The organism is Sneathiella sp., assembly GCF_036844445.1.
GTDB lineage: Bacteria > Pseudomonadota > Alphaproteobacteria > Sneathiellales > Sneathiellaceae > Sneathiella.
The window spans coordinates 1-23168 of the sequence record NZ_DAIUFV010000005.1 but is presented as its reverse complement, the minus strand read 5'-3'; the positions used below and the strand labels follow the sequence as shown (position 1 = coordinate 23168).

Genomic DNA, 23168 nt, shown 5'->3' with positions numbered 1-23168 from the left:
TCAATTACCTAAACCTGTATATCGAGGCTGCCGTCAGTTCGGCCGCTACGGCCATAGGCGGGCCGCGCCATCTCGACGCTGGCGGTTTCATCGCTGAGGCTTTGGGCCGCACCCGCGCCGCCTGCAAAAGCCTCGCGCCGCTCCTGTTCGCCGCCGCGTTCCTGCTGCAGGCTGAAGCTGAGACTGTTCGATCCGGTCTCAAAGCCGGCATTCTGGAGCGCACGCTCAAGCGCCCGTGCGTCGCGCTGTAGCAGATCGAGCGTCTCCTGCCGGTCAACCGCGACCGCGGCGAGAATGCGTCCGTCATGGCCGATGTCGAGCTTGACCTCGACCCGCCCGAGTTCCGAGGGATGCAGGCTGACTTTGATGCGGTCCTGCCCTTCCTTTATGGCCGTATTGATATGGACCGAGAGCTGCTCCGCGACAGGTAGATGATGCGCCCTTGCCGCATTGGCGGCCTGGCTCATGGTGCTCGCGGAGGTCGCATCAACGCTCTGCACCGCGCCGGTCGGGATGGCAGGGATCATCTGCCCGCCGGCATCCGGCGTCGCGGCCGCCGCTCCGCCGACGGCCGGCGCCGCCGATTGCGCAAGAGCTGCTTCCATATTCACCGGTGCAGCGGATGCGGCCACCAGATTGGCGGCCAGGCCGGGCGCGCTTCCCGCCGGGGTCGCCGCAAGGCCTGCGTTCATCAATGTCGCGGCGCTGGCAAGGCCCGGGTGGCCGGTGTGGGCTTTGGCTGACGTCGCCGTTATGCTGCCGTTCCCGTCGCGAAGCATTTCCGAGATTTTCGCCGCCAGCATATCTTTCTCACTCATCTTCGCCTCGGCATCGCCGCGGACGGTCGTGAGCGCTTTTGAGGCGGCCGTATCGGTTACGGGCTCGCCCGCTGCATTATTTAAAGGCGCGCCCGCCGTCGCCGGGGTTTTTTCTTTCACCCCGCGTGCGACGACCTCGTTCACTTGAATCTGTTGAATCTGTGCGGCAGGGGTATCATTCTCGCCCGAAGGCGCGATTGACGCGCCGGGTGCGGCGGTGTTGATCGGTTGCGCTGTCGCAGGCGAAGCGGACGGCGCCATCTCCTGTTGCGCGATCACCGCATTGGCGGGGGCTGCGGGTGCGATCCCGGCCGGGGCGGACGCGTTCCCGGTTGGGGGAGCCTTCCCGTCCGGCGCGGCAACCGCTACGTAGGCGGGGTTTTGCTGCGACTGGAGCGCACTCTCAATCGGCGGGACAGTCTCCGCCGCGCTCAAAGAGGGCAGCGATACGTCCGCCGGATTCGGCGTCTCACCATTGGCAGGGTTTTGCACCGGCGCGGGCGCAGTCGTCTCATTGGTCTCGACAGACGCGGCGCGCACGGGCTTTTTTTCAGTGATGGCGGGCGTCTCGGATGTTTTTGCGCGCGTCTCGACCGCTTTCTCGCGGCCACCTTCTGCAGCGGGTGCTTCCCGCTCTGCCGCCTTTGCCGCGGGCCGCTTTGCCGTCGCCGGCTCATTCAGGAGATCGGCAAAGCCTGTCCCACCGCCCTCCCGGACATCCTTGTCCCGGCGCGGTTGCTCGCTCGTCATTCCTGTAATCAGACCAACATCCATGATTTGTCTCACATAATTTTTTGCCGCATCCGGCGGACCACTCGGCTGTTATCAAGCAAACGGCGGGCCAGTTTTGGAAAATCAGAAAAAACTATATAAAATCAATTATCTAAGCGAATGGGGAGGCGCGCGCGGATAGGCAAATTCGGCCGTGCTGACCGTGCTTCTCCGGGCCGGCGAGACTTTTTTGCCGGGCAGGAACCGTGCTTATATAAGGGCGTTTCGCTTACCCCCTGCCTGCTCCGCGTCGGGCGCTTTCCAGGCAATCGGCTTGAACTGGCATTATAATTGCTTGATATCTGCCGAGAAGTTGATTGCGGTGACCGTTTGCCGCAACGAAATTTGCAGGTAAAAGCAATGAGACGCGTTGAATATCATAAGGTTGGGCGAGATATGAAGGCCGGTGTAGGGGCGCTTTGGAAAAGCCTGCCCGGTATCTTTTGCCATATCCCGGTCGATTTTGCCGTCGCCCGTCAACGCGTTATCGCCGCTTCGGAGCAGAAATCATGAGCCTCAATGCAATTATGAATGCCGGCGTCACCGCAATGCTGGCGAACCAGACCGCGCTCAATGTGACCTCGGGCAATATCGCCAACGTAAATACGGAGGGGTATGCGCGAAAGGCCGTCGATCTGAGTTCGGTCTCCATCAACGGGGTCGGTTCCGGCGTCGAGGTTTCCGATGTCCGGCGGATCACCGATGAGTTCATCGCAAAGGAGCTTCGGCTCGCGACCGCAGGGTCGGAGCAATATAAGGCGATGGCGAAAATCTATGACCAGCTTCAGTCCCTGCTCGGCGATCCGGCCGCAAACAGCTCCCTGACGGGTAAGCTCGACAGCCTGAACTCCGCCTTTGCGGCGCTGACGATCGATCCGACGATGTCGGTGGCGCGAAAGACGGTGCTCAATGAAATCGCCGGCTTCGGGATCGAGGCGAACCGCTTGCTCACCCAGGTACAGGCGCTCCGCAAGGAAACGGACGGTCATATCGCGCAGGAGATCAGAACTGTTAACAACGCGCTTATCCGGATCCATGAGCTGAATCTGGAGATCCGCGCGGCGACAAACAGCAATCGTCCGGCGGGCGAGCTTCTCGACCAGCGCGATCAGGCCCTTGCCGAGATTTCCAAGATCATGGACGTTAAAACATATCCGATGAGTGACGGCGCTGTCGCTGTGGTGACGGATACCGGGCATCAGCTGCTCGACTATCAGCCGCGCCAGCTTGTCTATTCGCCGGCGGCGCATGTTGGCAGCGACACGGTGTTCGAGCAGATCACGGTCAATGTGTATGATACGAAAACCAAGACGATATCCGCGACGGGCCTGCCGCTCGATGCGGAGCTGAAAAGTGGGTCACTCCGCGGCTGGCTCGATATGCGTAATAGCGAACTGCCGCATCTCGCCAATCAGATCGGGATGCTCTCCGCCGCGGTGGCGGAGCAGTTCAACAAGGTTCATAACGAGAATATCACCGTCCCGCCGCCGGCCGTGTTGACGGGCGCCTCAACCGGCGTGCTTGCTACCGATGCGCATGGCTTCACCGGCCAGGCAACATTCTACAGCTTCGATGCGAACAACAATATTGTTGCCTCCCACACGGTCGATTTCGATGATCCCGCCACCGTGACAATGGCGGATGTGATCAATGAGGTGAACGGCGCGCTGGGCGCAGGCACGCTTTCCCTTGCCGGCGGGGTTCTCACCATGACGGCCTCCGGCGGGGCGACAGGCGTCGGGATCGGACAGGAGGAAGGTGCGCCGTCCGAGCGCGGCGGGCGCGGATTTTCGCAGTTCTTTGGAATGAACGATCTGATCCGCACAAATATTAGAACGTCTTTCTCCACCGGCATGACGGCCGCCGATGCGCACGGCTTCAGCGGCACCATGGCGCTTGAGTTGATCGGGCCAAACGGCGAAAGCCCGATCGCGATGACGCTTGATTTCGGCGCAATCGGCGGCACGATGGCGGATGTCGTGGCGGCGATCAACAGCAACCTCGGCCCCTATACCGCCGCCTCGCTCGATGCATCGGGCGCGCTCAGCTTCACGATGGCGAACGGCTATTCCGGTTACCAGATAAATGTTGCGGCCGACGGTTCGCAGCGCGGCGCAACGCCCGTGACCTTCTCCGAAATGTTTGGCGTCGGGCTGCGCTTTCCCGCCGATGCGGGCCTCGGCTTTTCGGTCAATCCGCTGATCGATGCGAACCCTGCGCTTCTTGCGACCGCGCGGATCGATGCCGGCGGCACGCCCGCCATCACAGTTGCGGATAATCGTGGCGCGCTCGCCTTTCAGGAAATCGCAACAACCTCCATCGCCTTTCCGACCATCGGCGGGCTGACCGGCTCCACGGTATCGCTTGGCGATTACGCCGCGCAGATCCTTGCGAAAGCGGGGCTCGATGCGGCCCGCGCCGACAGTCTGCACAATGATCGCTCGGCGCTCGCAACGGAGTTCCATAACCGCCTGCAGGAAGTCTCGGGCGTCAATATGGATGAAGAGCTCGCCAATCTCATCGTGTTTCAGAACGCCTATAACGCCTCTGCGCGCATCATCACGACCGCGCGCGAGATGTATGACGTTCTGGTAAACCTCGTGTAGGAGAAAAGCCATGACACGTATTTCAACCTTTCAGCAGAACCAGTCGCTCATCAATGAAATGCTGAAGGCGCAGAACAATGTCGCGAGCGCCCAGCGGCAGGTCTCGACCGGACACAAGGCGGAATATTATAAAGATATTCACATGGATGTTTCGAGCCTCGCCGGCTCGAAATCCCTGCTCGCCCGCCTTGAACAGCATGCCGCGAACAACGGCAAGGTGATGAACCGGCTTGCCCATTACGACCAGTCGCTCTCCGGCATGGAGAAGGCGGGGGGAGATCTTCGCGGCGCCGTCATGTCGGCGATCAGCTCATCCTCGCCGCAGGGGCTTCTCTCGACCATCGAGGGGGCGTTCGAATCGGTGCAGAATTTCCTCAATGCCCGCAATACCGAAGGCTATCTCTTTGCGGGATCGAATGCGGATGTTCCGCCGGTCGGTATCTCCACGCTCGCCGAGCTTCGCGCCGCGAGCCAGCCGCCCACGGATATCTTTCAGAACAACGATCTCAAAGCGTCGGTTCGCATCGATGAAAACCGGACGCTGGAGGTTGGTATGCTGGCCGAGGATATCGGTCTCGAAATGATGACCGTGCTGCAACGTCTTGCGCTCTGGGCGGACGGCACGGTGCCGACAACCGCGCCCGTGCCGACAGGCCCGTCAAACGGCTTTGCGGCCCCGATATCGCAGGAGGATCAGGCGTTTCTGGTTGGCGAGATCGCCCGTATTGAAACCATGATCGACAATCTTGCCGTCCGCCGCGGTGAAAACGGGCTCAGCCAGCGCACGATCGAAGATGCCTCCGAGGCGCTGGCCCAGCAGATCAGCCAGACAAAGATCTTCATCAGCGATATCGAGGATGTGGACGCCGCCGAAGCGATCACCAATCTGAACCAGCGCCAGTTCGCGCTGGATATCTCTTACAGCGTTCTGAGTTCGATCAACCGGACAAGCCTGCTGAATTTCCTCTGACCGGTGCGGCAAGACGCGCTCTTGCATATTGAGCGGCGCGGTTTATATTGCCGGAAATGAATTCATTAGGATTTGATGCAGCGCCGGAAGATACCCGTGTCGTCGTCGCCATGTCGGGCGGTGTCGACAGCTCGGTGACGGCTGCCCTGTTGAAAGATCAGGGCTATGATGTCGTCGGCATCACCCTGCAGCTTTACGATCATGGCGTCGCGGTGCAGAAAAAGGGCGCCTGCTGCGCCGGGCAGGATATTCATGATGCCCGCCGTGTTGCCGATGCCATCGGTATTCCCCATTATGTCCTCGACTATGAGAGCCGGTTTCGCGACCAGGTGATGGAGGAGTTCGCCGACAGCTACCTTCGCGGCGAGACGCCGATCCCCTGCGTGCGTTGTAACCAGACGGTGAAATTCAACGATCTTCTGGCGACGGCGAAGGATCTCGGCGCGCGGGCGCTCGCCACCGGCCATTACATCCGCCGCGAGGTGGTGGGGGGACGGGCGCGGCTTTACCGCGGCAAATACAGCCTCAAGGACCAGAGCTACTTCCTCTTTGCGACGACGCAGGAGCAGGCCGATTATCTGCGTTTTCCCCTCGGTGATCTCACCAAGGAGGAGACGCGGGCATTGGCGGATAAATACAATCTTTCGGTCGCCGCCAAGCCGGAAAGCCAGGATATCTGCTTCGTCCCGAATGGCAATTATGCGAGCGTGATTGAAAGACTGCGCCCCGGCGCCGCCGTTCCGGGCGACATCGTCGATCTGAACGGCACCGTGCTTGGCCGCCATACGGGCATTATCAACTACACCATCGGCCAGCGCCGCGGCCTTGGCATCGCGACCGGCGTGCCGCTCTATGTCGTGCAGATCGATCCGGCGCGAAACCGGGTCATTGTCGGTCCGCCGGAGGCGCTGCTCGTGGCGCGCGTCACTCTTCGCGAGGTCAACTGGATCGGTGATCGCCCGCTCGACATGGCGGGCACGGACATTTCGGTCAAGCTCCGCTCGACGCAGGAGCCGATGCCGGCGACCGTGTTCGGGACGGGCGATGGCTGGGCCGAGGTACAGCTCGTAACGCCCGAAGGCGGCGTTTCAGCCGGGCAGGCCTGTGTCATGTATAAGGGCGATCGGCTGCTTGGCGGTGGCTGGATCGCGGGAACGGAAGCGCCGTTTGATCTTGTTGAGGCGATGCGGCAGGCTGCCGTTTAATTGTTATTTCCTTGCTTGACAGGGCTTTCTAAAAACCCTAAAAACCGGGCTTCGGCGGACCGGGCCACAGTGCGGCGGCCGGGTCCGATGGAGGCTCCTTAGCTCAGTTGGTTAGAGCGGTGGAATCATAATCCATGTGTCCCCAGTTCGAGTCTGGGAGGAGCCACCATTTTCCCCCTCGTTCAATAAAAATTCTCCTGACTTTATTCTTTCGCGGCGCCATTCGTGCGCGCGGCGCGGGAAATATCACTTTCACGTCGGCATTGATCATCCCGGCCTGCTTTGCTACGTTCTCCCCCGCGGCACAGTATGGATGACAAGAACAGGATTTGCCCTCGTATGAGCATCAAGGCAGGGTCTCAAATGCAGACAGCTCCGGGCGTCCGATGCGCACCCGCCTGAGCCCCTTAATCCTTTCAAAAAATGAAGAATACAACAAAAGGGAAATGCAGATGATTAATCCCATGTCAATGGAAGGCCGCAATATTATCGTCACCGGCGCAAGCCAGGGGGTGGGCGAGGCGGCCGCCGATCTGATCGTCAAGCTCGGCGGGCGGGCTATCCTCGTCGACGTTCAGGGCGACAAACTCGAAGTCGTCGCCGAGAAGCTCGGCGCGGGGAATGCCGAGGTACATGTCGGCAGCGTTGCCGATCCCGGGTTCGTCCAGGATATGGTGAATAAAGCCGTCGCCTCGAGCGGCGCGGTTCATGGCCTCGTCAACAACGCCGGTATTGTGCGGGCGGCGATGATCAACAAAATGCCGGTCGAAACCTGGCAGCAGGTGATTGATGTCAATCTGAGTGGTGTCTTTTACTGCCTGCAGGCTGTCGGGCGTCATATGATCGAGCGGGCCAATGACGGTGACAAGAATCCGGGCTCGATCGTCAATATTTCCTCTATCGCGGGCCGGCGCGGCACCATTGGGCAGATCAACTATGGTGCGGCGAAAGCCGGCGTGCTCGGCATTACCATGAGTGCGGCGAAGGAATGGGGACGCTATGGGATCCGCGTCAACAGCGCCTGCTTCGGCATTGTCGAGACGGAGATGACGGAAACCATCCGCTCGGACAAATTCCGCGATTCCTATATGTCGCAGGTCGTTCTGCAGCGCTTCTCCTCGCCCGAGGAAGTGGTGAAGAGCGTTTGTTTCCTGCTCTCCGACGCGTCAAGTTACGTCACCGGACAACATCTCACGATCGATGGCGGCTCGCACATCGGTTTCTAGGAAAAATTACTGCGGGCGGGGGCGGCCGATGCGGTCGCCGTCGCCCGCATATTCATATATCAGGAACTGCCCCGTTCGCTCCATGCGGATGACGGGCAGCCCTTCCGCATCCTTGGCGAGAGGGTAGGTCACCCTCTCCGCGCGCACCGCCCGGCCGAGCGTATCTCGCGCCACGATCAGCGCGCCGTCACGGGTAAAGCTCTCCTCCTGTCCGTGGCCGGAACGTTGCCAGCCGATGAGCGCCCCTTCCGCATCGTAGCTGTAGTCATCGCGCCAGTGCCGGCGTGCGAACACCTGCGGGTCAATGTAGTTGCCCGCCGTCTCCTCGCCGTCATGCGCGATGGAAAGGAGGCGCCCTTCGTCATCGTAGCGCCGATGCTGATTGGCGGGATAGAGGAAATTGATGAATGCCGGCGCCGAATAATTCCTGCCGTTATGGACAAAGACGCCGATCTCCACCCGGGCTGTTGTGAGGTCGGGGCGCTCCGGCGCCGCAAAGGGGGCATGCCACGGCACGCTGATCTCGACGATGCTGCCGGTGCTGTTTTTCGGTGTGATGCGAATCCCGGTCGGATCTCCGCGGAGCACGGTCCAGTGATAGGAGAGCGTTTGCCCAGGCGGGATCTCCGTCTTTGCGGCGCTGACGGTCATGGTCTTGCGATAGGCGGCCGAGCGGACCGCGCGCGTGATCAGCCCGGGCGTCGTGTGGAGTGCCTCGCTTCGAAAGCGGCTGAAATCATCGATGCCGGGACGGGGTCCATCTTCTTTCAGAACCTCCAGCATCACCATCGGCGGAACCTCGTCGATAGTAAGCGCCTGCGCCGCCTCGATCATGCGAAGAAGATCGATGTTTGCGGCATCGAAGACAGGCGGATGCGCCTTGTAGGTGAGGTAGTCCGCCGATGTTTTGACCGTCGCCTGACCCTGGCGCAGCAGCATCTGGACTGTCGGCGCAATCAGGTTATGCGCCGCAAGATGCGCCTTCACCTCCGGGCGGAAGGCGGCAAGGATGCTGGCGATGGCATGAAGGAACGGCTGGTCGGACCCTGACCGCCCGTTCGAGATGATCATGTAGGGCGAGTTTGCCGTCAGAACATCGCCTGCGGCCGGATCATAGTCCGATACCGCCGGATATACATAAAGATGATTGCGGATATATTGCAGGAAGAGGTGGCCGACGCCGGCGGGATCAGTCAGCGCGAGGCGCGCCTGACTGCGCCAGAACGCGCCGCCGGTCACGGCCGTCGACGAATTGCCGAAGGTGACCCGGTTGAAGAGAATTTTATTATTCAGCCCATAGTCGACCCCGGCGTCCCGCGCGTCCTCGCCGTACCGGGTGAGGGAAAGCTGCGGATAGGCGTCGCGCGGCAATAAAGAATGCTGATGATCGCGGTTGTCATAGAGATCGCCCGCATTGCCGGCAGCGCGTCCTTCCTTGTACCAGAGGTTGAGCCGGTCCGCGACGGCGTCACCCGTCGTCTGTACGACTCTAGCCCCTGTTTCGCGTGGCGGTTCAAACTCGGTGAAGAGGGTGTGAAAACGTGGCAAGGCGGAGGTATTTTCGCTCTCAACCGGCGCGATGCCGTCGTGAATGACGCCGGGCACACTGTGCGTCATCGTGCGCCGTTCCGGAGCCGGGCTGTTCAGGATACGCTCGGCGATATCGGTAAATTCCGGCTCATCCCGAATCGGATCGAGATTGGCGTCCCGCTGCAGCAGGGCGGCGTCACGAAAGCCATGCGTCACTGCGGCGGACAGCATCGCGAGCGCGTCCGCCTTTTTGCCGCGCACGGCGAGAATTGTCGCGAGCAGATATTCGCCTTGCGCCTGATCGGGAAAGCGCGCCGTGAACGCGCGCATCGCCTCTTCCGCCTCAACGAACCTGCCGGCCTTCAGCACCCGAAAGACATGATCCAGCATCTCCGCCATCAGGGGCGCTTCGAAAACATTGATCTCGGCGGGCGGGGCGTCAGCTTCCGCCTTTGCGGCGGGGACGGGTGTCAGGAGGAGGAGTGCGGATAGCGCCGTCAGGACAAGCGAGTTGGCATGGCGGCGCATCGCGGCAATCAGACAGACTGCAGAATGTGGATCACGCGCTTGTCGAGCAGGTCCTTGGTTTTGGCGCCGTAAGCCTTCATGTGCGCGGAGGCCGCATGGGCCATCAGATCGTCCATCGTCTCCCATTTCTCGATGACGGCGAAGCTGTCCTCTCCGAGTTTCGCCTGCCAGCTGCCGACGCCTTCCATGTCGATGACGGCGTTATACTCGATGCAGCCCTTCTCGGCGAGCACCGCAGGCACATTCGCCTTGAAGGCGGCAAGAACTTCCTCCCGCTTGCCGGGTTTTGCGGTGATATGGGCGATTACATTAACGGGCATCTTTATTATTCCTTCGTTGATGGTTGTTGATTTCGCACTAATTCTAAGCACAGGTCGGGGCGAAAGCCACGATAAATCGCAGTCATTGCCTCTCCACGTTCGGGGATGACGCGCTCAAGGGCTGCGTCGCCCTTAACCGCTTTGGCTGCTTTGGCAATTTGCTGCTGAAACGGGATGCATCCTGATCTGGTGCGTGAAGGCCGCGCCGTCACTGACCGTGATACTTCTAAATTCGAGAGACGCCAGCAGGTCGAGGAAGGTCAGTTCTTCGGGCGCGCCGGTATCCTCAAAAATCGGCATCGTCCGCGCGTTGCTGGTGAGCTCCGCGAGCAGAGCCCGGACGCGGTAGATGGAATTGAGATAGCCTTCGCGCTTGGCGACGATAATCAGCTTCTCCGCGTTTCCGCCTTTGACGAAAATGGAGAAGGGGACTTCGTAAGGAACGCTGGCCGCGCCATCCTTGAGGCCGATGACGAAGCCGACACGCTTGCGCTTGTCCATCCCGTCAAGGACGGGAATGCGGCCGCAATAGGTCTCGATTTCCGCCGGCGCCGGGTAATAATATCCGATGTAACGATCATCACCGGCCGCCGGCAGCGCCAGCCCGAGACAAAACAGCGCCAGCAGGCTGACCATACGATAGCTTTTGAACTTCATCGACATCCCCCTCCAGAGCGACGATTGCCACAATATGGGCAAAGCTGTCTCGCCGACAACCGGAAAAAGGGGAATGTGGCGTTATCAGGCCGTCAGGCGCGCTTTATTCCATTCATCCAGCATCTCGCGCGCCTGCCTTTCGGCGACGTCGGGCGCCGGCGTCTTTTCGGGGATTTTTGCCGTGAGCTCGATGACATAGCCGTTTGGATCGCGGAAATAGATCGACTGAATAAAGTTGTGATCGGATATTCCGCGCGTCTCGATGCCGGCTTCCTTGCCCTTGGCGAACATTCTGTGGAGGGTGTCCATGTCCACTTCAAGGGCGATGTGCAGATCGAAGTCGCGCTGCTCCTTGAATTCGAAGGGCTCGTCCGGCGCTTCAAAGAACGCGAGGAAGGAGCCGTCTCCCATGCGGAAGAAAGTGTGCAGCACCTCCGCCTTGCGGCCGGTTTTCGTCGTCCGGATGATCAGCGCATCGGCGAGCGGCAGTTCCAGAAAATCCTCGTAGAATGCCCGTGTCTCTTCCGAATTGCGGCATCGGTAGGCATTGTGGTGCAGTCCTTTGATCATGATATTCCCCAATCTTTGGCGCCCGATTTACTCTGTATGTGGGGCGCGCGGCGACAAAAACAACCGCCGCGCGATGGCAGGCAGACGGCCTCGCAGCGATATCGCCGTTCGCGGTCAGATACTGCCTTCGGTCTCGATTACAAGAATGCGCGCCTCTGTCAGCGGGACGGCCTTATGCTCGTCGCCGGCTTCGGCGTGAAAAATGTCGCCGGGCTCGAGCCGGATTATTTTCTTCGTGCCGCCGAGGCGAACATGCATATCGACGCGGCCATCAAGCAGGACAAAAACCTCCGCCCCGTCATTGACGTGCCAGATATAGGGCTTGTCCGTCCAGTGCAGGCGGACCGTCGCATTGGCGATTTTTTCGATGTCCAGCGCGTCCCAGGCTTTCTCTCCGGTGAAGTCGGCGGGTTTGATATGGCGCATCGCGTTTCCCCATTTCAGAACAAGGAGATCATCCTTAACATGAAGCGCTGCGCCTCGAAAACACAAAAGGCGGGGGCACTTTTCCCTTGCACTTGGCGGGCATCTCGGCGATAACGCGGCACCTTTTGGACTGGGATTGAAGGAGGCATTCGCGGGAAAGATGCTCGAGGATGACGAAAGAATAATTTCGCCGGAGGTGGCGTCAGAGGAACGGCTCGACTACTTTATCCATAAAGACGGGCTGACCTACGCCGGAACGCATTTGATCGTCGATTTGTGGGGCAGCGAGGGGTTCAACGATCCGGAGCTGATCGAAACCGCGCTTGTCAAAGCCATCGATGCGGCGGGGGCGACGCTCCTGCACATCCATATTCATGCGTTCGAGCCGAACGGCCTTTCCGGTGTCGCGGTGCTGGCGGAAAGCCACGTCAGTTTCCACAGCTGGCCGGAGCGCGGCTATATGGCGCTCGATATCTTCATGTGCGGCCGGGCCGACCCGTATAAGGCGGTGGCGGTGCTGCGCGATGCTTTCCGGCCGGAGACGGTTCACCTTAACGAAATCAAGCGGGGTATCGTCAATTGATGCAACTCTTTGACGAGGGCCTGCATTCGGGCGTCAACCTCGCGCTCAAGGTCGACAAGATCCTCTATCGCGACCAGACCGACCTGCAGGACCTGATGATTTTCGAGAACAAGAACTTCGGGCGGGTGATGTCCCTCGACGGGTCGGTGCAGACGACTGAGAAGGACGAGTTTATCTATCACGAGATGTTCGTGCATGTCCCGATGCTGGCCCATGGCAATGCCCGGCGCGCCCTGATCGTCGGCGGCGGTGATGGCGGTGCGGCGCGTCAGCTCATGAAATATCGCGATATTGCGGTCACCATGGTCGATATCGACCGCACGGTAGTCGAGCTCAGCCGGAAATATATGCCGAGCGTCTCGGGCGGCGCCTTCGATGATCCGCGCCTTGATCTGGTGATCGCCGATGGCTGCAAGTTCGTCAAGGAGACGGACGAGACGTGGGATGTCATCATCATCGACAGCACCGATCCGCATGGTCCGGGCGAAGTCCTCTATACGCAGGAATTCTACTCCGACTGCAAAAGCTGCCTGACACCCGGCGGCGTGATTATCACGCAGAATGGCGTTCCCTTCGTTCAGGAAGAGGAGCTCCGCACCAGCTATCAGCGGCTTGGACGACTTTTTCAGGATGTCAGCTTCTATCTCGCCGCGATCCCGAGCTACGTCGGCGGCATCATGGCCTATGGCTGGGCGACGGATGATGCGAGCCTTCGAAAGGTGAGCCTCTCAACGCTCGCGGCACGCTATGTCGAGGCCGGGATCAGCACCGATTACTATACGCCCGAAGTGCACAAGGCCGCCTTCGCGCTGCCGCTCAATATCCAGAAGGCGCTGACGCGGGACGAGTAACGCGCCGGCTCAGCATTCGACGACATTGACGGCAAGCCCGCCCTGCGATGTCTCCTTATATTTGCTGAGCATATCGACGCCCGTCTGGCGCATGGTTTCGATCACCTCATCGAGCGAGACGACATGATGGCCGTCGCCGGAGAGGGCAAGGCGACAGGCGTTGATCGCCTTCATGGCCCCCATTGTGTTGCGCTCGATGCAGGGAATCTGGACAAGGCCGCCGATCGGATCGCAGGTCAGCCCGAGATTATGCTCCATCCCGATCTCTGCCGCATTCTCCACCTGCTCGTTGGTGCCGCCGAGGACGGCCGTCAATGCCCCCGCCGCCATCGAACAGGCAACACCCACTTCGCCCTGACAGCCCATTTCCGCCGCTGAAATGCTCGCCCGCTTCTTATAGATGCAGCCGATCGCCGCGGCGGTCAGCAGGAAATTGCGGCCGCCCTCGCGGCCCGCGCCGGGGCAGAAGCGGAGATAATATTTCAGCACGGCGGGAAGGACGCCGGCCGCGCCGTTCGTCGGCGCCGTCACCACGCGCCCGCCCGCCGCATTCTCTTCATTGACGGCGAGCGCGTAGAGATTGACCCAGTCGAGCACGGTCAGCGGATCGCGCGAGGCGCGCTCGGGGTTGTCCATCAGTTCGCGATAAAGCGCGCCCGCCCGGCGGCGAACTTTAAGGCCGCCCGGCAGCATCCCGTCCGCCATGCAGCCGCGCCGGATACTGTCCATCATCGCGTCGGCAACCGAATCGAGAAAGGCACCGGTCTCCGCATCCGATCGCCAGCTCTGCTCATTGGCGCGCATGATATCGGCGATGGAAAGCCCCTCGCGCTGGCCGATCGCGAGCAGTTCTTCACCCGAGGTAAAGGGGTAGGGGAGGCGGATGTTATGGCCGCGCGTCTCCTCCCGGTCGCCCTCCTCCCGCGAGACGACCGCGCCGCCGCCGACTGAAAAATAATCTTTCTCAAACAATTGCTCGCGGCGTTCATTGAACGCCAGAAAACGCATGCCGTTTGCATGCTCAGGCAGGCGCTGGTCTTTCAGAAAAAGCAGTGATTCCACCTCATGAAAGGGGACGGAGCGCTTTCCTTTCAGCGCGATGCTGCCGCTCAGCCGGATCGCGGCTATTCTTGGCGCAATGTCATCGGGGTCGATCAGTGACGGCTGCGCCCCTTCCAGGCCGAGCAGAATGGCGGTATCGGTGGCGTGCCCGCGGCCCGTGAGCGCGAGGGAGCCGTAAAGCTCGACGCGGAGGCTGTGCGTTTCATCCAGAAGGCTCTCGGCTTCGAGCTGGTCGACGAACCGCCTGGCGGCGCGCATCGGCCCGACCGTGTGCGAACTCGAGGGGCCGATGCCGATCGTATAAAGATCGGTGACGCTGATGTTGACATCGAGCTGTGACGTCACGTCCTTGCCCGCGCCCGGCGGCGCGGCCCCGGCGCCTTGTATGAGAGGTCGTTTGTCGTCTGGCATCGCGGGCACCCCTTTTCCTGCGTCGGACCTCGACGCGTTGCTCGGAATGCCCCCTCTGTCCGGGTACCTGAAAGATTGCGCCGGACATCCGGCTTACCCCTTCGGTGACGCCGCGCGCCTTTCGCGGCATTCTCTCCAGAGTCCTCATTCGTGACGGTACCTGGGCCTGAGAGTTTCCGGGGCGGTTGCTCCTTCGGCGCCGGCAGGGCCGGTCTCTTCCGTCACGCTGGTCGAGGAATACCGGTCTCCCGGCATATGCCCGAGAGATTAGGGATTATATTCGCAAATTGTCAAGTTCGACGAGCAGCTTCAGCGGGCGCCGTATTTCAGGACCCAGAGCGGCAGCAGGGCGGCGACGTCTGCGCTTTTCTCATCAAGCTCGATGGCGGTCGTCATGCCGGCAGCATCGAGCCGGACAATTTTGCCGGCGAAGCGGCACATCTCGGCCGCGCCGATCGGACCCATGATGCCGTCTACGGGCATGTCAACCTCCGCTCCTCCGGGCAACCCGTTCAAAAGCAACCCGTCGAGGGACCAGTTGACGGTCGAATAGCGGCGCCCTGCGATCTCGACGCTCAATACCGGATTGGAAATCCGGAATGCGCGACGTTTTTCAATACCTCTGCCACGGGCCTCGCCGTCCAGTGTACCTGCTTGCAACACAGCTCTCTCCACTTAACAAATAAACCTGTGACAGCGATATGCAGTCTTCATGCCAGATGAAGGGGAAGTGACGGGGGCGGAATTTCGCGGCGACGTCGCTAAAACGCCCGCATCATTGTGCGTCGCAGCATTGCCGGGGCGGCAAGAACGTCGCCGTGACCAGGAAATATTTTCCGAACGGGTGATTCTACGCGAAAAAACTGGTGAATCGGCGGCGAGAACAGGGCGGCGGACAGGAAATGCCGATTTCAACGCTGCTCCGGGCGACAGGGATAGATAAAAACAGTCAGGTGTATTTTTTTTTATAATTCGCTTATGAGTAATAATCTAATGTTTTATAACGAATTTTCGTAATATTGCTGCAGTTGCGAAAGAAAAAAATGAAATTTTGTCAATAATGACAATTTGTCATCTTTGAAAAATAATGCTACTAAACTGGCCAAGCCGGGTAACTGGGCGCAAAGATCCGGGCCTGGCGATTCTTTTCTAACCGTTGTGGGGAGACAAGCTGCGACATGTCAATGCCGAGTGTTCTGGAAGGGCGTCTTTCGCTCCCGGTAATTGCATCGCCGATGTTCATCGTGTCGGGCCCCGACCTGGTGATCGCGCAGTGCAAGGAAGGCATTGTCGGATCGTTTCCCGCGCTGAACGCGCGCCCCATCTCCCAACTCGACGAGTGGCTTGATCAGATCAAAAGCGAGACTGCCTCTTACGCGGCGGCCAACCCCGATAAGAAGGCGGCGCCCTTCGCGGTCAACCAGATCGTTCACAAGTCAAACTCCCGGCTCGATGAAGATGTCGCGCTCTGCGTGAAGCACAAGGTGCCGGTGATCATCACCAGCCTCCGCGCGCCGACCGAGATTGTTGACGAAATCCACTCCTATGGCGGCATTATCCTGCATGACGTGACGACGATCCGCCATGCCGAGAAGGCGCTCGAGGTTGGCGTGGACGGGCTTATTCTCGTCTGCGCAGGCGCCGGCGGCCATGCCGGGCGCCTCAGCCCGTTTGCCCTCGTCTCCGAAGTGCGGCAGTTCTACGATGGCCCGATCGCCCTCTCGGGTGCGATCTCCAACGGGCGCTCCATTCTCGCCGCCCAGGCGATGGGCGCGGATCTCGCCTATATGGGCAGCGCCTTTATCGCGACCAGGGAAGCCAATGCGGTCGAAGACTATAAAAATATGATCGTGGAAAGCACGGGTGAAGATATCCACTATACGGCCAGCTTCACCGGCGTTCACGGCAACTATCTGCGTCCGAGCATCATCAGAGCCGGACTGGACCCGGACAATCTCCCCGAATCAGATAAAAGCCGGATGAATTTCGGCAGCGGGGGAACCGGGAAATCAAAAGCCTGGAAAGACATTTGGGGTTCCGGGCAAGGAATAGGCAGCGTCAAGACTGTCACGAGCGTGAGAGAGTTTGTCGATCGCTTGAAAAAAGAGTACGCCGAGGCCAAGGCTGAAATCAATAATAAGGCCATGTAAGAGACTGTTCCCTCGCCCCTATGGGGTGAGGGCAATTTCTTCTGATTTTTCCAAAAAATAGAATCAGGGAATGCGAATCGGAAACGGTCCTTGCGGATTCGTTCAGCGGCGAACGCCGGCTGTTCCCTCGGTCATGCTCTCGCGAATGATGTCACGGATATTGGTGCAGCATTTTGCGCACTGAGGGGCGCCGCCTAAAGTTTCGTAGACGTTGGCGATGCGCTGGGCGCCTGAAGCAACCGCGCTTTTGACGTCGCGATCCGTAAATCCGTTACAAAGACAAATATACATTTAACGCCCATTCGCTCTTAAAAATGCCAATCATTCTCAGAAACTATAATTCGTGCGAATAATTGTCAATAGCGTTAACACGGCGTCCGGATTTTTCTGAAATCGCTGCCCGGCGGTTACGAACTTTGCGACTGGATGTAATTCTGCAGGCCCATCTTTGAGATCAGGCCAAGCTGGGTTTCCAGCCAGTCGATATGCTCTTCCTCCGAATCAAGGATGTCGATCAGCAGGCTGCGCGAGACGTAATCCTGCGTCTCTTCGCAGGCCTTGATGGCGGCCTTGAGATCGGTATGGCCTGCACGCTCCATCTTGAGATCGCATTCGAGAATCTCTTTTACGTCCTCGCCGATCATCAGCTTGCCGAGGTCCTGCAGGTTCGGCAGCCCTTCCAGGAAGAGGATGCGCTTGATCAGCTTGTCGGCATGCTTCATCTCGTCGATGGATTCGTGATATTCCTTCTCACCGAGTTCCTTAAGCCCCCAGTCTTCCAGCATCCGGGCGTGCAGGAAATACTGGTTGATGGCGGTGAGCTCGTTTTTCAAGATCACATTGAGGTGCCGGATAATGGCGCTGTCGCCTTTCATACCTAACTCCTTGTGTTACAGTGACAGGAGTTCTAAGTATAGCGGACCGCCGCCGTTAAAGAAATGCGGATAACAACAAGACTTGATCAGCAAGCGAGGGACCCCATGACCGAAAGCCAGTTTAACCCCGATAATCATAAATATGCCGAGGCCAGCTATTTTGAGGATCTGACGGTCGGTCAGCGCTTCTATATCCCCTCGCGGACGTTGCGCGATGCAAATTTCGCGGCCTTCCAGCTAGCTTCTGGTGACAATCATCCGATTCACTATGATGTTGAATACTGCCGCGCGCAGGGGCATCCGGAACTGCTGGCGCATGGTTTTCAGGTGCTGATCCAGTCGGCGCCGGGCGCAGGCCTCTTCCCGCATGTGCTGGGTGAGGCGATGGTTGCCTTTATCGACCAGTCGTCACGCTTCCTCGGCCCCGTCTATTGCGGCGATACCGTCTATCCGGAACTTGTCATCACTGATCTGAAGCCGCAGCGGACGACCGGCGTCGTGACGATCAAATCGACCATTCACAATCAGCGGCGCGAACTGGTCATGGAGGGGGAGCAGCGTTTCCTCGTCCGGCGGCGGACGACGGGCTGAGCGATCAAAGGCGATCGCTGCGGGTCGAGGCGTGAACCGCGTTTAACTCGGAAGCTCCCCAAAGGGCAGGAGCGGCAGAAAGTCGGAGGGTTTCGAAAAACCCTCCGCAGTGTCATTCATGCCGCTCTCAGCTGGCATACCGGCGGACAATCTGCTTGCCGAGCGAGGCCATATGCACCTGGTCCGGCCCGTCGGCGAGACGGACGGTGCGGGCGTAGGCAAAAGCTTCGGCGAGAAAGGTGTCCTGAGAGAGGCCCATAGCACCATGCAGCTGGATCGCCCGGTCGATGACCGTCTGGGCCATGGTCGGCGCGATGATCTTGATCATGGCAATGAGGTCGCGCGCTTCCTTGTAGGAAACCTCATCCATGCGCGCGGCGGCCTTCAGGGTCAGCAGGCGGGCCTGCTCGATCTCGCAGATGGAACGGGCGATATCCTCGCGCACTGAACCCTGTTCGCTCAGCTTCTTGCCAAAGGCGACGCGGCTTTCGGCGCGCTGGCACATCATTTCGAGCGCGCGCTGGGCGCAGCCGATCAGCCGCATGCAGTGATGGATGCGGCCCGGGCCAAGCCGCCCTTGCGCGATGGCAAACCCGTCGCCTTCGTTGCCGATCAGGTTGGATGCGGGGACGCGCACGTTGTCGAAAATAATCTCGGCATGCCCGTGCGGCGCATCGTCCGAGCCGAACACTTTTAGCGGGCGCTTGATATTGACGCCCTTGGTATCGGTCGGGACGAGAATCTGCGACTGCTGCGTATGGCGCGGTGCGTCGGGGTTGCTCTTGCCCATCACGATAAGGATTTTGCAGCGCGGATCGGGTGCGCCGGTGGTCCACCATTTATGCCCATTGATGACATATTCATCGCCATCGCGCGTGATCGTGGACTGGATGTTGGTCGCATCCGACGAGGCAACGGCAGGCTCCGTCATCGCGAAGGCGGAGCGAATCTCGCCGTTCAGCAGCGGGATCAGCCACTTCTGTTTCTGCTCTGCGGATCCGTAGCGGGCCAGCAGTTCCATATTGCCGGTGTCGGGGGCATTGCAGTTGAATACTTCCGGCCCGATCAGCGAGCGGCCCATAATCTCGGCAAGCGGCGCATATTCAAGATTGGTAAGGCCTGCGCCGTAATCCTCAAACTCGGCAAGGAACAGGTTCCACAGCCCCTCCGCGCGGGCCTTCTTCTTCAGCTCCTCCATGATCGGCGGAATAGTCCATCGGTTCGCGGACTTTTCCACATAGTCGTGGTATTCTTTCTCCGCAGGATACACATGGGCTTCCATGAAGCTCTCAAGGCGTGCGGCAAGATCGGCAACTTTGTCAGAGAAGGTAAAATCCATGTTATTTGGTCCTTATTGTAAACTGAAGGCTCTCCTGACAGGATAGGGGCAACGATAGGATCATTGAAGTTTATTTCTGTGATAATTGACTATTCAGATTTCTGATGGATGCGACATGCGGCTCAATCAGCTAGATCTCAATCTGTTCCTGACATTTGAGGCGATATATACGCACGGAAATCTGACGCTTGCCGCACGCACCCTGAATGTGACGCAGCCGGCGGTCAGCAACGCGCTCGCGCGCCTGCGTGACCGCCTCGATGATCCGCTGTTTATTCACGCCGGCAAGCGGATGAATCCGACACCGATGGCGCAGCGCATGATCGGGCCGGTCCGGCAGGCGCTCCGGCTTCTGCAGGCAGGGATTGATGCGGACGCCGAGTTTGATCCGCTAACCTGCGACAAGACCATCCGCATCGCCGTTGGCGATGTCGGGGAAACAATTTTACTGCCGCGCCTGCTTGAGAGGCTTTCCCGCCTTGCGCCGCAGTTGAAGGTGCAGACGTTGAGCGTGCCGCGCCAGTCCATTGCCCGGCGGCTGTCGCTTGGCGAGATTGATTTCGCGCTGGATATCCCGCTTCTTGCGAGTTCGCAGCTCAAGCACTGCAAGCTGGTCTCGGAGGCGCATGTCTGTGCGGTCGGCCGCCGCCATCCGCTCGCGGACCGCGACAGAATCACGCTTGAGGACTATCTCGGCATGACGCATATCCTCGTCTCGTCGCGCTCGCGCGGCGGCGGGATCGTGGATATCGAGCTCGAGCGGCAAGGCCTCTCGCGCAACGTCAGCGTTCGGCTGCAGCATTACCAGGCGGCGTTTCACATGATCGATGCCGTCGATCTTGCGGTCACGGCGCCGGTGCAGATGACAGGTATGTATGATTGCCGGACTTTTCCGCTGCCACTCACCGTGCCCAATCTCGATCTCTTTCTTTACTGGCATGTCACCACGGATCAGACGCTGATCAGCCAGTGGCTGCGCGAGCAGGTTTTCTCGACTTTTTGAGCTTGCGCGCGGAAGACGTTGCGCGCGCGGGCGGAATATGGTTAGTCGGCAGTCATGACCGATGCAGAAGATCAGGCCGGCCCGGCGCTTTATCTCATTCCGACTCCGATCGGCAACCTTGAGGATATCTCCCTCCGGGCGCTTCGAATATTGCAGTCTGTCGATGCGCTCGCCTGCGAGGATACGCGCCATACCCGCAAGATTTTCGAGCGGCACGGCCTTGCGAGCCCGCCGATCATTTTCGCCTGCCATGCGCATAATGAGGAGCGGGCCGTTGGCCGCATCCTGTCGCTGCTGCGCGATGGCAAATCGGTCGGCATCACGACCGATGCGGGGGCGCCCGGAATAAGCGATCCGGGCCAGCGGATGGCCGCCGCCGTTATCGAGGCAGGCTATGATGTGGTCGCGCTGCCGGGGCCGAGCGCGGTGATTACCGCCCTCATGGTCGCCGGTCTCCCCATTCCGGCCTTCACCTTTCTCGGCTTCCTGCCCCGCCGGCCGGGCCGCCAGCGAAAGCTTTTCGCGACATTCGCCGAAATTCCTTCCGCGCTCGTCTTTTTCGAATCGCCCTTTCGTGTCGGAAAAGTCCTTAGCGTTGCAGCGGAGGTTCTCGGCGATCGTCCCGCCGCCGTCTGCATCGAGCTGACAAAAAAATTCGAAAATATCTCCCGCGGACCGCTGACGGAGCTGGCGGCGCAGTTCTCGGATCGCGCCGTCAAGGGTGAGGTGACCATCGTCATTGCGCCGCCCCTGCGCGATGCGGAAGATGAGGACGAACCGGCGCCGCCCTTCCCGATGCGGTGAGCCCGACTGTTGCCCGCGCGCACCGCCCCGCAGCCCGATTGAGTAACCGGGCCCCTTCTGCTATATATTAGAAGAATATAACTTACTGCCTGTTCGGCAGTGGAGAAGGAGGTCGCGATGAATGTAGCCGGTATACTCAAAGTCAAAGGGCGCGACGTTATCTCGGTCTCGCCCTCGGACAGCATCTCAACCGTCGCTTCAATTCTTGAGAAGCGGCGGATCGGTGCGGTGGTTGTGGTCGGCGAATCGGGCGATTTGCAGGGGATCCTATCCGAGCGGGATATCGTTCACGCGCTCGCCGAAAAAGGGGGGAGCTGTCTCGATTTCCAGGCGCAAGAGCTGATGACGCGGGATCTTATCACCATCGGGCTCGATGATTCCGTCAACCGGGTGATGGCCCTGATGACGGTGAACAAGATACGCCATTTCCCCGTACTCAATGAGGGTGAGCTGGTGGGCTTTATTTCCATCGGTGACGTTGTGAAAAGCCGTATCGATGAAGTGGAGCGCGAAGCGGAGGCGCTGCGCGATTACATCGCCACGGGCTGACGCGGATCAGGCGAGAACGTCTGCCGCCTGATGCAGGAAATCGAGGGAGCGGTCGACGGCCTGCTCGCCTTCGGCAATCATCTCGGGGGCCCGGTTGAACTCCAGCAGCCCGAATCGGGCGAGCCGCGGCGCGATCGTGATATCGGGCGGATCGCCGGCAAGGCGGGAGCGGCTGAGGCGGTCCTGCACGATATTGAGCGAGGACATCATCACGCCGAAGATGCTGGGCTCGGGGCCGTCCTTGTCAAAGAACCGCCGTTTCATCAGATTGAGCGGCGAGCGGGCGTGGGCGGTGAGCCCGTTACCATTCTCGCCCGCCATGAAGGCCGCTTCGGTATCACCGATATTGGTCAGGCCGAAGACATCGACGTTGAGATTGACTGCGACAATCAGCCGGGCGCCGAGGGCGCGGCAGACCGAGACGGGCACCGGGTTGGTGAGCGCGCCGTCGATCAGCCAGCGGCCGCCAATTTTCTGCGGCGAGAAGAGGCCGGGCAGCGCATAGGAGGCGGTGATCGCCCGCGCCAGGTTGCCTTCGCGGATCCAGATCTCATGGCCGGTGCCGAGTTCCGTCGTCACGGCGGCGAAGGGGATGGGCAGGTCCTCGATGCGGGTGTCGCCGAGGCTGTCCTCAAGCAGCGTAAAGAGCTTGTTGCCGGAAATCAGGCCGCTTCCCGACAGGCGGATATCGAGCAGACGAAAGAGGCCGGAGCTGCCGATGCCGCGCGCCCATTCTTCGAGGGCGTCGAGCTTGCCGGCGAGATACATGCCGCCGATCAGCGCGCCGATCGATGTGCCGCAGAGATAATCGGGGCGAAATCCCGCCTGTTCCAGACGTTTCAGCACGCCGATATGGGCCCAGCCGCGCGCCACCCCGCTGCCGAGCGCAAGCCCGATCTCGGGCTGCGGGGCAGGCGCCTTGCCGGACGCGCTCTCGCCCGGCTTGCCTTTATGGTCTGATGGATCGATCTTCTTCATTGTCTTGAATGAGGTTTCCCGTCCGCTGTCGCCGCGCTTCGGATGGTGATGAGGATATATTCGACGCCTATTTTACGGCTTCGTCAATCCGACATTCCAGTATTAGATAAAAGTTGTATTAAGGGCGCGTTAAAGATATAATATGCGCTTCTGAATTTTGTAAAATTACCTGTTGACGGCGTTGCCCCGATGTCTATATAAGATGGGCAACGACGCAGTCGGATACGCCTGATGTTAGTCAGGATTTCGGCGGCGTTTTTTTGTCTGACCGTTGCAGGCGGACGATTTGCTGTTTGACATTGTTGATGATTGAGAAGGGATGCCTGGGCGGCGGGGTTGTTGGAA

At 59.9% G+C, this 23168-nt stretch carries 24 protein-coding genes, 1 tRNA gene and 2 riboswitches; of the genes, 12 read left to right on the top strand and 13 right to left on the bottom strand.

Features of this window, described 5'->3' with window-relative positions; all coding sequences use genetic code 11:
- Positions 1 to 8 precede the first annotated feature (8 nt).
- Positions 9 to 1592 carry a flagellar hook-length control protein FliK gene (locus V7Z56_RS10920; RefSeq protein ID WP_334129480.1) on the bottom strand — a complete coding sequence of 528 codons (1584 nt, stop codon included), beginning with the start codon at positions 1590 to 1592 and terminating at the stop codon, positions 9 to 11.
- 506 nt (positions 1593 to 2098) lie between these two features.
- Between V7Z56_RS10920 and flgK the strand changes: the two genes are divergently transcribed.
- From flgK to V7Z56_RS10895, 5 genes are all read left to right on the top strand, one after another.
- On the top strand, positions 2099 to 4195 hold the full coding sequence (gene flgK, locus V7Z56_RS10915; RefSeq protein WP_334129479.1) for a flagellar hook-associated protein FlgK: 2097 nt from the start codon (positions 2099 to 2101) through the stop codon (positions 4193 to 4195).
- A gap of 10 nt (positions 4196 to 4205) precedes the next feature.
- On the top strand, positions 4206 to 5165 hold the full coding sequence (locus tag V7Z56_RS10910; RefSeq protein ID WP_334129478.1) for a flagellin: 960 nt from the start codon (positions 4206 to 4208) through the stop codon (positions 5163 to 5165).
- Between the two features lie 56 nt (positions 5166 to 5221).
- Positions 5222 to 6370 carry a tRNA 2-thiouridine(34) synthase MnmA gene (gene mnmA, locus V7Z56_RS10905; RefSeq protein ID WP_334129476.1) on the top strand — a complete coding sequence of 383 codons (1149 nt, stop codon included), beginning with the start codon at positions 5222 to 5224 and terminating at the stop codon, positions 6368 to 6370.
- Positions 6371 to 6462: 92 nt separating this feature from the next.
- Positions 6463 to 6539, top strand: a tRNA-Met gene (locus V7Z56_RS10900).
- Between the two features lie 283 nt (positions 6540 to 6822).
- A complete protein-coding gene (locus tag V7Z56_RS10895; RefSeq protein ID WP_443023795.1) occupies positions 6823 to 7596 on the top strand; it encodes an SDR family NAD(P)-dependent oxidoreductase in 774 nt (257 codons plus the stop codon).
- 6 nt (positions 7597 to 7602) lie between these two features.
- Here V7Z56_RS10895 and V7Z56_RS10890 read toward each other — a convergent pair whose 3' ends face one another.
- The 5 genes from V7Z56_RS10890 to V7Z56_RS10870 all read right to left on the bottom strand — a co-directional run bounded on the left by V7Z56_RS10890 (position 7603) and on the right by V7Z56_RS10870 (position 11627).
- Positions 7603 to 9654, bottom strand: coding sequence for a TPR end-of-group domain-containing protein (locus tag V7Z56_RS10890; RefSeq protein ID WP_334129473.1), 2052 nt, complete (start codon positions 9652 to 9654; stop codon positions 7603 to 7605).
- A gap of 8 nt (positions 9655 to 9662) precedes the next feature.
- Positions 9663 to 9974, bottom strand: a complete 312-nt coding sequence (locus tag V7Z56_RS10885) for a putative quinol monooxygenase (protein WP_334129472.1) — start codon at positions 9972 to 9974, stop codon at positions 9663 to 9665.
- Between the two features lie 132 nt (positions 9975 to 10106).
- Positions 10107 to 10631, bottom strand: a complete 525-nt coding sequence (locus tag V7Z56_RS10880) for a hypothetical protein (protein WP_334129471.1) — start codon at positions 10629 to 10631, stop codon at positions 10107 to 10109.
- 84 nt (positions 10632 to 10715) lie between these two features.
- Positions 10716 to 11201: a VOC family protein gene (locus V7Z56_RS10875; protein WP_334129470.1), complete on the bottom strand. Its 486-nt coding sequence runs from the start codon at positions 11199 to 11201 to the stop codon at positions 10716 to 10718.
- Positions 11202 to 11315: 114 nt separating this feature from the next.
- Entirely contained in the window at positions 11316 to 11627 is a 312-nt protein-coding gene (locus tag V7Z56_RS10870; protein ID WP_334129469.1) for a cupin domain-containing protein, read from the bottom strand.
- 136 nt (positions 11628 to 11763) lie between these two features.
- On the opposite strand from V7Z56_RS10870, the gene speD reads away from it, so the two are divergent.
- Both speD and speE read left to right on the top strand, forming a co-directional pair.
- On the top strand, positions 11764 to 12210 hold the full coding sequence (speD, locus tag V7Z56_RS10865) for an adenosylmethionine decarboxylase (protein ID WP_334129467.1): 447 nt from the start codon (positions 11764 to 11766) through the stop codon (positions 12208 to 12210).
- The gene (speE, locus tag V7Z56_RS10860; protein ID WP_334129466.1) at positions 12210 to 13061 is read left to right on the top strand and encodes a polyamine aminopropyltransferase; all 852 of its coding nucleotides are present in this window, start codon (positions 12210 to 12212) and stop codon (positions 13059 to 13061) included. Before speD ends, speE begins: the two co-directional genes overlap by 1 nt.
- Positions 13062 to 13070: 9 nt before the next feature.
- Here the strand turns inward: speE and V7Z56_RS10855 are convergent, their stop codons facing one another.
- Both V7Z56_RS10855 and V7Z56_RS10850 read right to left on the bottom strand, forming a co-directional pair.
- A complete protein-coding gene (locus tag V7Z56_RS10855; protein ID WP_334129465.1) occupies positions 13071 to 14534 on the bottom strand; it encodes an L-serine ammonia-lyase in 1464 nt (487 codons plus the stop codon).
- A gap of 53 nt (positions 14535 to 14587) precedes the next feature.
- Positions 14588 to 14675: riboswitch (glycine riboswitch) on the bottom strand.
- 3 nt (positions 14676 to 14678) lie between these two features.
- Positions 14679 to 14765, bottom strand: a riboswitch (glycine riboswitch).
- Between the two features lie 78 nt (positions 14766 to 14843).
- Complete coding sequence (locus V7Z56_RS10850; protein WP_334129464.1) at positions 14844 to 15197, bottom strand: hypothetical protein; 354 nt, start codon at positions 15195 to 15197, stop codon at positions 14844 to 14846.
- 515 nt (positions 15198 to 15712) lie between these two features.
- Between V7Z56_RS10850 and V7Z56_RS10845 the strand changes: the two genes are divergently transcribed.
- The gene (locus V7Z56_RS10845; RefSeq protein ID WP_334129463.1) at positions 15713 to 16684 is read left to right on the top strand and encodes an NAD(P)H-dependent flavin oxidoreductase; all 972 of its coding nucleotides are present in this window, start codon (positions 15713 to 15715) and stop codon (positions 16682 to 16684) included.
- Positions 16685 to 16786: 102 nt separating this feature from the next.
- On the opposite strand, the gene V7Z56_RS15700 is transcribed toward V7Z56_RS10845, so the two are convergent.
- On the bottom strand, positions 16787 to 16975 hold the full coding sequence (locus tag V7Z56_RS15700) for a (2Fe-2S)-binding protein (protein WP_443023794.1): 189 nt from the start codon (positions 16973 to 16975) through the stop codon (positions 16787 to 16789).
- Between the two features lie 116 nt (positions 16976 to 17091).
- Positions 17092 to 17559, bottom strand: coding sequence for a bacterioferritin (gene bfr, locus V7Z56_RS10840; protein ID WP_334129462.1), 468 nt, complete (start codon positions 17557 to 17559; stop codon positions 17092 to 17094).
- 105 nt (positions 17560 to 17664) lie between these two features.
- Here bfr and V7Z56_RS10835 point away from each other — a divergent pair, with 105 nt between their 5' ends.
- On the top strand, positions 17665 to 18150 hold the full coding sequence (locus V7Z56_RS10835; RefSeq protein WP_334129461.1) for a MaoC family dehydratase: 486 nt from the start codon (positions 17665 to 17667) through the stop codon (positions 18148 to 18150).
- A gap of 127 nt (positions 18151 to 18277) precedes the next feature.
- Here V7Z56_RS10835 and V7Z56_RS10830 read toward each other — a convergent pair whose 3' ends face one another.
- On the bottom strand, positions 18278 to 19489 hold the full coding sequence (locus V7Z56_RS10830; RefSeq protein WP_334129460.1) for an acyl-CoA dehydrogenase family protein: 1212 nt from the start codon (positions 19487 to 19489) through the stop codon (positions 18278 to 18280).
- A 115-nt stretch (positions 19490 to 19604) separates the two neighbouring features.
- On the opposite strand from V7Z56_RS10830, the gene V7Z56_RS10825 reads away from it, so the two are divergent.
- From V7Z56_RS10825 to V7Z56_RS10815, 3 genes are all read left to right on the top strand, one after another.
- Positions 19605 to 20492 carry a LysR family transcriptional regulator gene (locus tag V7Z56_RS10825; RefSeq protein WP_334129458.1) on the top strand — a complete coding sequence of 296 codons (888 nt, stop codon included), beginning with the start codon at positions 19605 to 19607 and terminating at the stop codon, positions 20490 to 20492.
- 54 nt (positions 20493 to 20546) lie between these two features.
- Positions 20547 to 21296 carry a 16S rRNA (cytidine(1402)-2'-O)-methyltransferase gene (rsmI, locus tag V7Z56_RS10820; protein ID WP_334129457.1) on the top strand — a complete coding sequence of 250 codons (750 nt, stop codon included), beginning with the start codon at positions 20547 to 20549 and terminating at the stop codon, positions 21294 to 21296.
- 117 nt (positions 21297 to 21413) lie between these two features.
- Positions 21414 to 21845 carry a CBS domain-containing protein gene (locus V7Z56_RS10815; protein ID WP_334129456.1) on the top strand — a complete coding sequence of 144 codons (432 nt, stop codon included), beginning with the start codon at positions 21414 to 21416 and terminating at the stop codon, positions 21843 to 21845.
- A 6-nt stretch (positions 21846 to 21851) separates the two neighbouring features.
- On the opposite strand, the gene V7Z56_RS10810 is transcribed toward V7Z56_RS10815, so the two are convergent.
- Together V7Z56_RS10810 and V7Z56_RS10805 are read right to left on the bottom strand one after the other, a co-directional pair.
- A complete protein-coding gene (locus V7Z56_RS10810; protein WP_334129454.1) occupies positions 21852 to 22823 on the bottom strand; it encodes a patatin-like phospholipase family protein in 972 nt (323 codons plus the stop codon).
- A gap of 83 nt (positions 22824 to 22906) precedes the next feature.
- On the bottom strand, positions 22907 to 23168 hold a 262-nt coding region (locus V7Z56_RS10805; protein ID WP_334129453.1), incomplete at its 5' end, for a hypothetical protein.

Excerpts from the sequence above, each read along its gene's own strand:
- V7Z56_RS10830 (WP_334129460.1), bottom strand. The coding sequence starts at position 19,489 with ATGGATTTTACCTTCTCTGACAAAGTTGCCGATCTTGCCGCACGCCTT.
- speE (WP_334129466.1), top strand. The coding sequence starts at position 12,210 with ATGCAACTCTTTGACGAGGGCCTGCATTCGGGCGTCAACCTCGCGCTC.
- V7Z56_RS10885 (WP_334129472.1), bottom strand. The coding sequence starts at position 9,974 with ATGCCCGTTAATGTAATCGCCCATATCACCGCAAAACCCGGCAAGCGG.
- V7Z56_RS15700 (WP_443023794.1), bottom strand. The coding sequence starts at position 16,975 with ATGTATATTTGTCTTTGTAACGGATTTACGGATCGCGACGTCAAAAGC.
- flgK (WP_334129479.1), top strand. The coding sequence starts at position 2,099 with ATGAGCCTCAATGCAATTATGAATGCCGGCGTCACCGCAATGCTGGCG.
- V7Z56_RS10875 (WP_334129470.1), bottom strand. The coding sequence starts at position 11,201 with ATGATCAAAGGACTGCACCACAATGCCTACCGATGCCGCAATTCGGAA.
- V7Z56_RS10835 (WP_334129461.1), top strand. The coding sequence starts at position 17,665 with ATGACCGAAAGCCAGTTTAACCCCGATAATCATAAATATGCCGAGGCC.
- bfr (WP_334129462.1), bottom strand. The coding sequence starts at position 17,559 with ATGAAAGGCGACAGCGCCATTATCCGGCACCTCAATGTGATCTTGAAA.
- V7Z56_RS10890 (WP_334129473.1), bottom strand. The coding sequence starts at position 9,654 with ATGCGCCGCCATGCCAACTCGCTTGTCCTGACGGCGCTATCCGCACTC.
- V7Z56_RS10920 (WP_334129480.1), bottom strand. The coding sequence starts at position 1,592 with ATGGATGTTGGTCTGATTACAGGAATGACGAGCGAGCAACCGCGCCGG.
- rsmI (WP_334129457.1), top strand. The coding sequence starts at position 20,547 with ATGACCGATGCAGAAGATCAGGCCGGCCCGGCGCTTTATCTCATTCCG.
- V7Z56_RS10855 (WP_334129465.1), bottom strand. The coding sequence starts at position 14,534 with ATGCCAGACGACAAACGACCTCTCATACAAGGCGCCGGGGCCGCGCCG.
- mnmA (WP_334129476.1), top strand. The coding sequence starts at position 5,222 with ATGAATTCATTAGGATTTGATGCAGCGCCGGAAGATACCCGTGTCGTC.
- V7Z56_RS10880 (WP_334129471.1), bottom strand. The coding sequence starts at position 10,631 with ATGAAGTTCAAAAGCTATCGTATGGTCAGCCTGCTGGCGCTGTTTTGT.
- V7Z56_RS10895 (WP_443023795.1), top strand. The coding sequence starts at position 6,823 with ATGATTAATCCCATGTCAATGGAAGGCCGCAATATTATCGTCACCGGC.
- V7Z56_RS10810 (WP_334129454.1), bottom strand. The coding sequence starts at position 22,823 with ATGAAGAAGATCGATCCATCAGACCATAAAGGCAAGCCGGGCGAGAGC.
- V7Z56_RS10910 (WP_334129478.1), top strand. The coding sequence starts at position 4,206 with ATGACACGTATTTCAACCTTTCAGCAGAACCAGTCGCTCATCAATGAA.
- V7Z56_RS10825 (WP_334129458.1), top strand. The coding sequence starts at position 19,605 with ATGCGGCTCAATCAGCTAGATCTCAATCTGTTCCTGACATTTGAGGCG.
- V7Z56_RS10870 (WP_334129469.1), bottom strand. The coding sequence starts at position 11,627 with ATGCGCCATATCAAACCCGCCGACTTCACCGGAGAGAAAGCCTGGGAC.
- V7Z56_RS10815 (WP_334129456.1), top strand. The coding sequence starts at position 21,414 with ATGAATGTAGCCGGTATACTCAAAGTCAAAGGGCGCGACGTTATCTCG.
- V7Z56_RS10845 (WP_334129463.1), top strand. The coding sequence starts at position 15,713 with ATGTCAATGCCGAGTGTTCTGGAAGGGCGTCTTTCGCTCCCGGTAATT.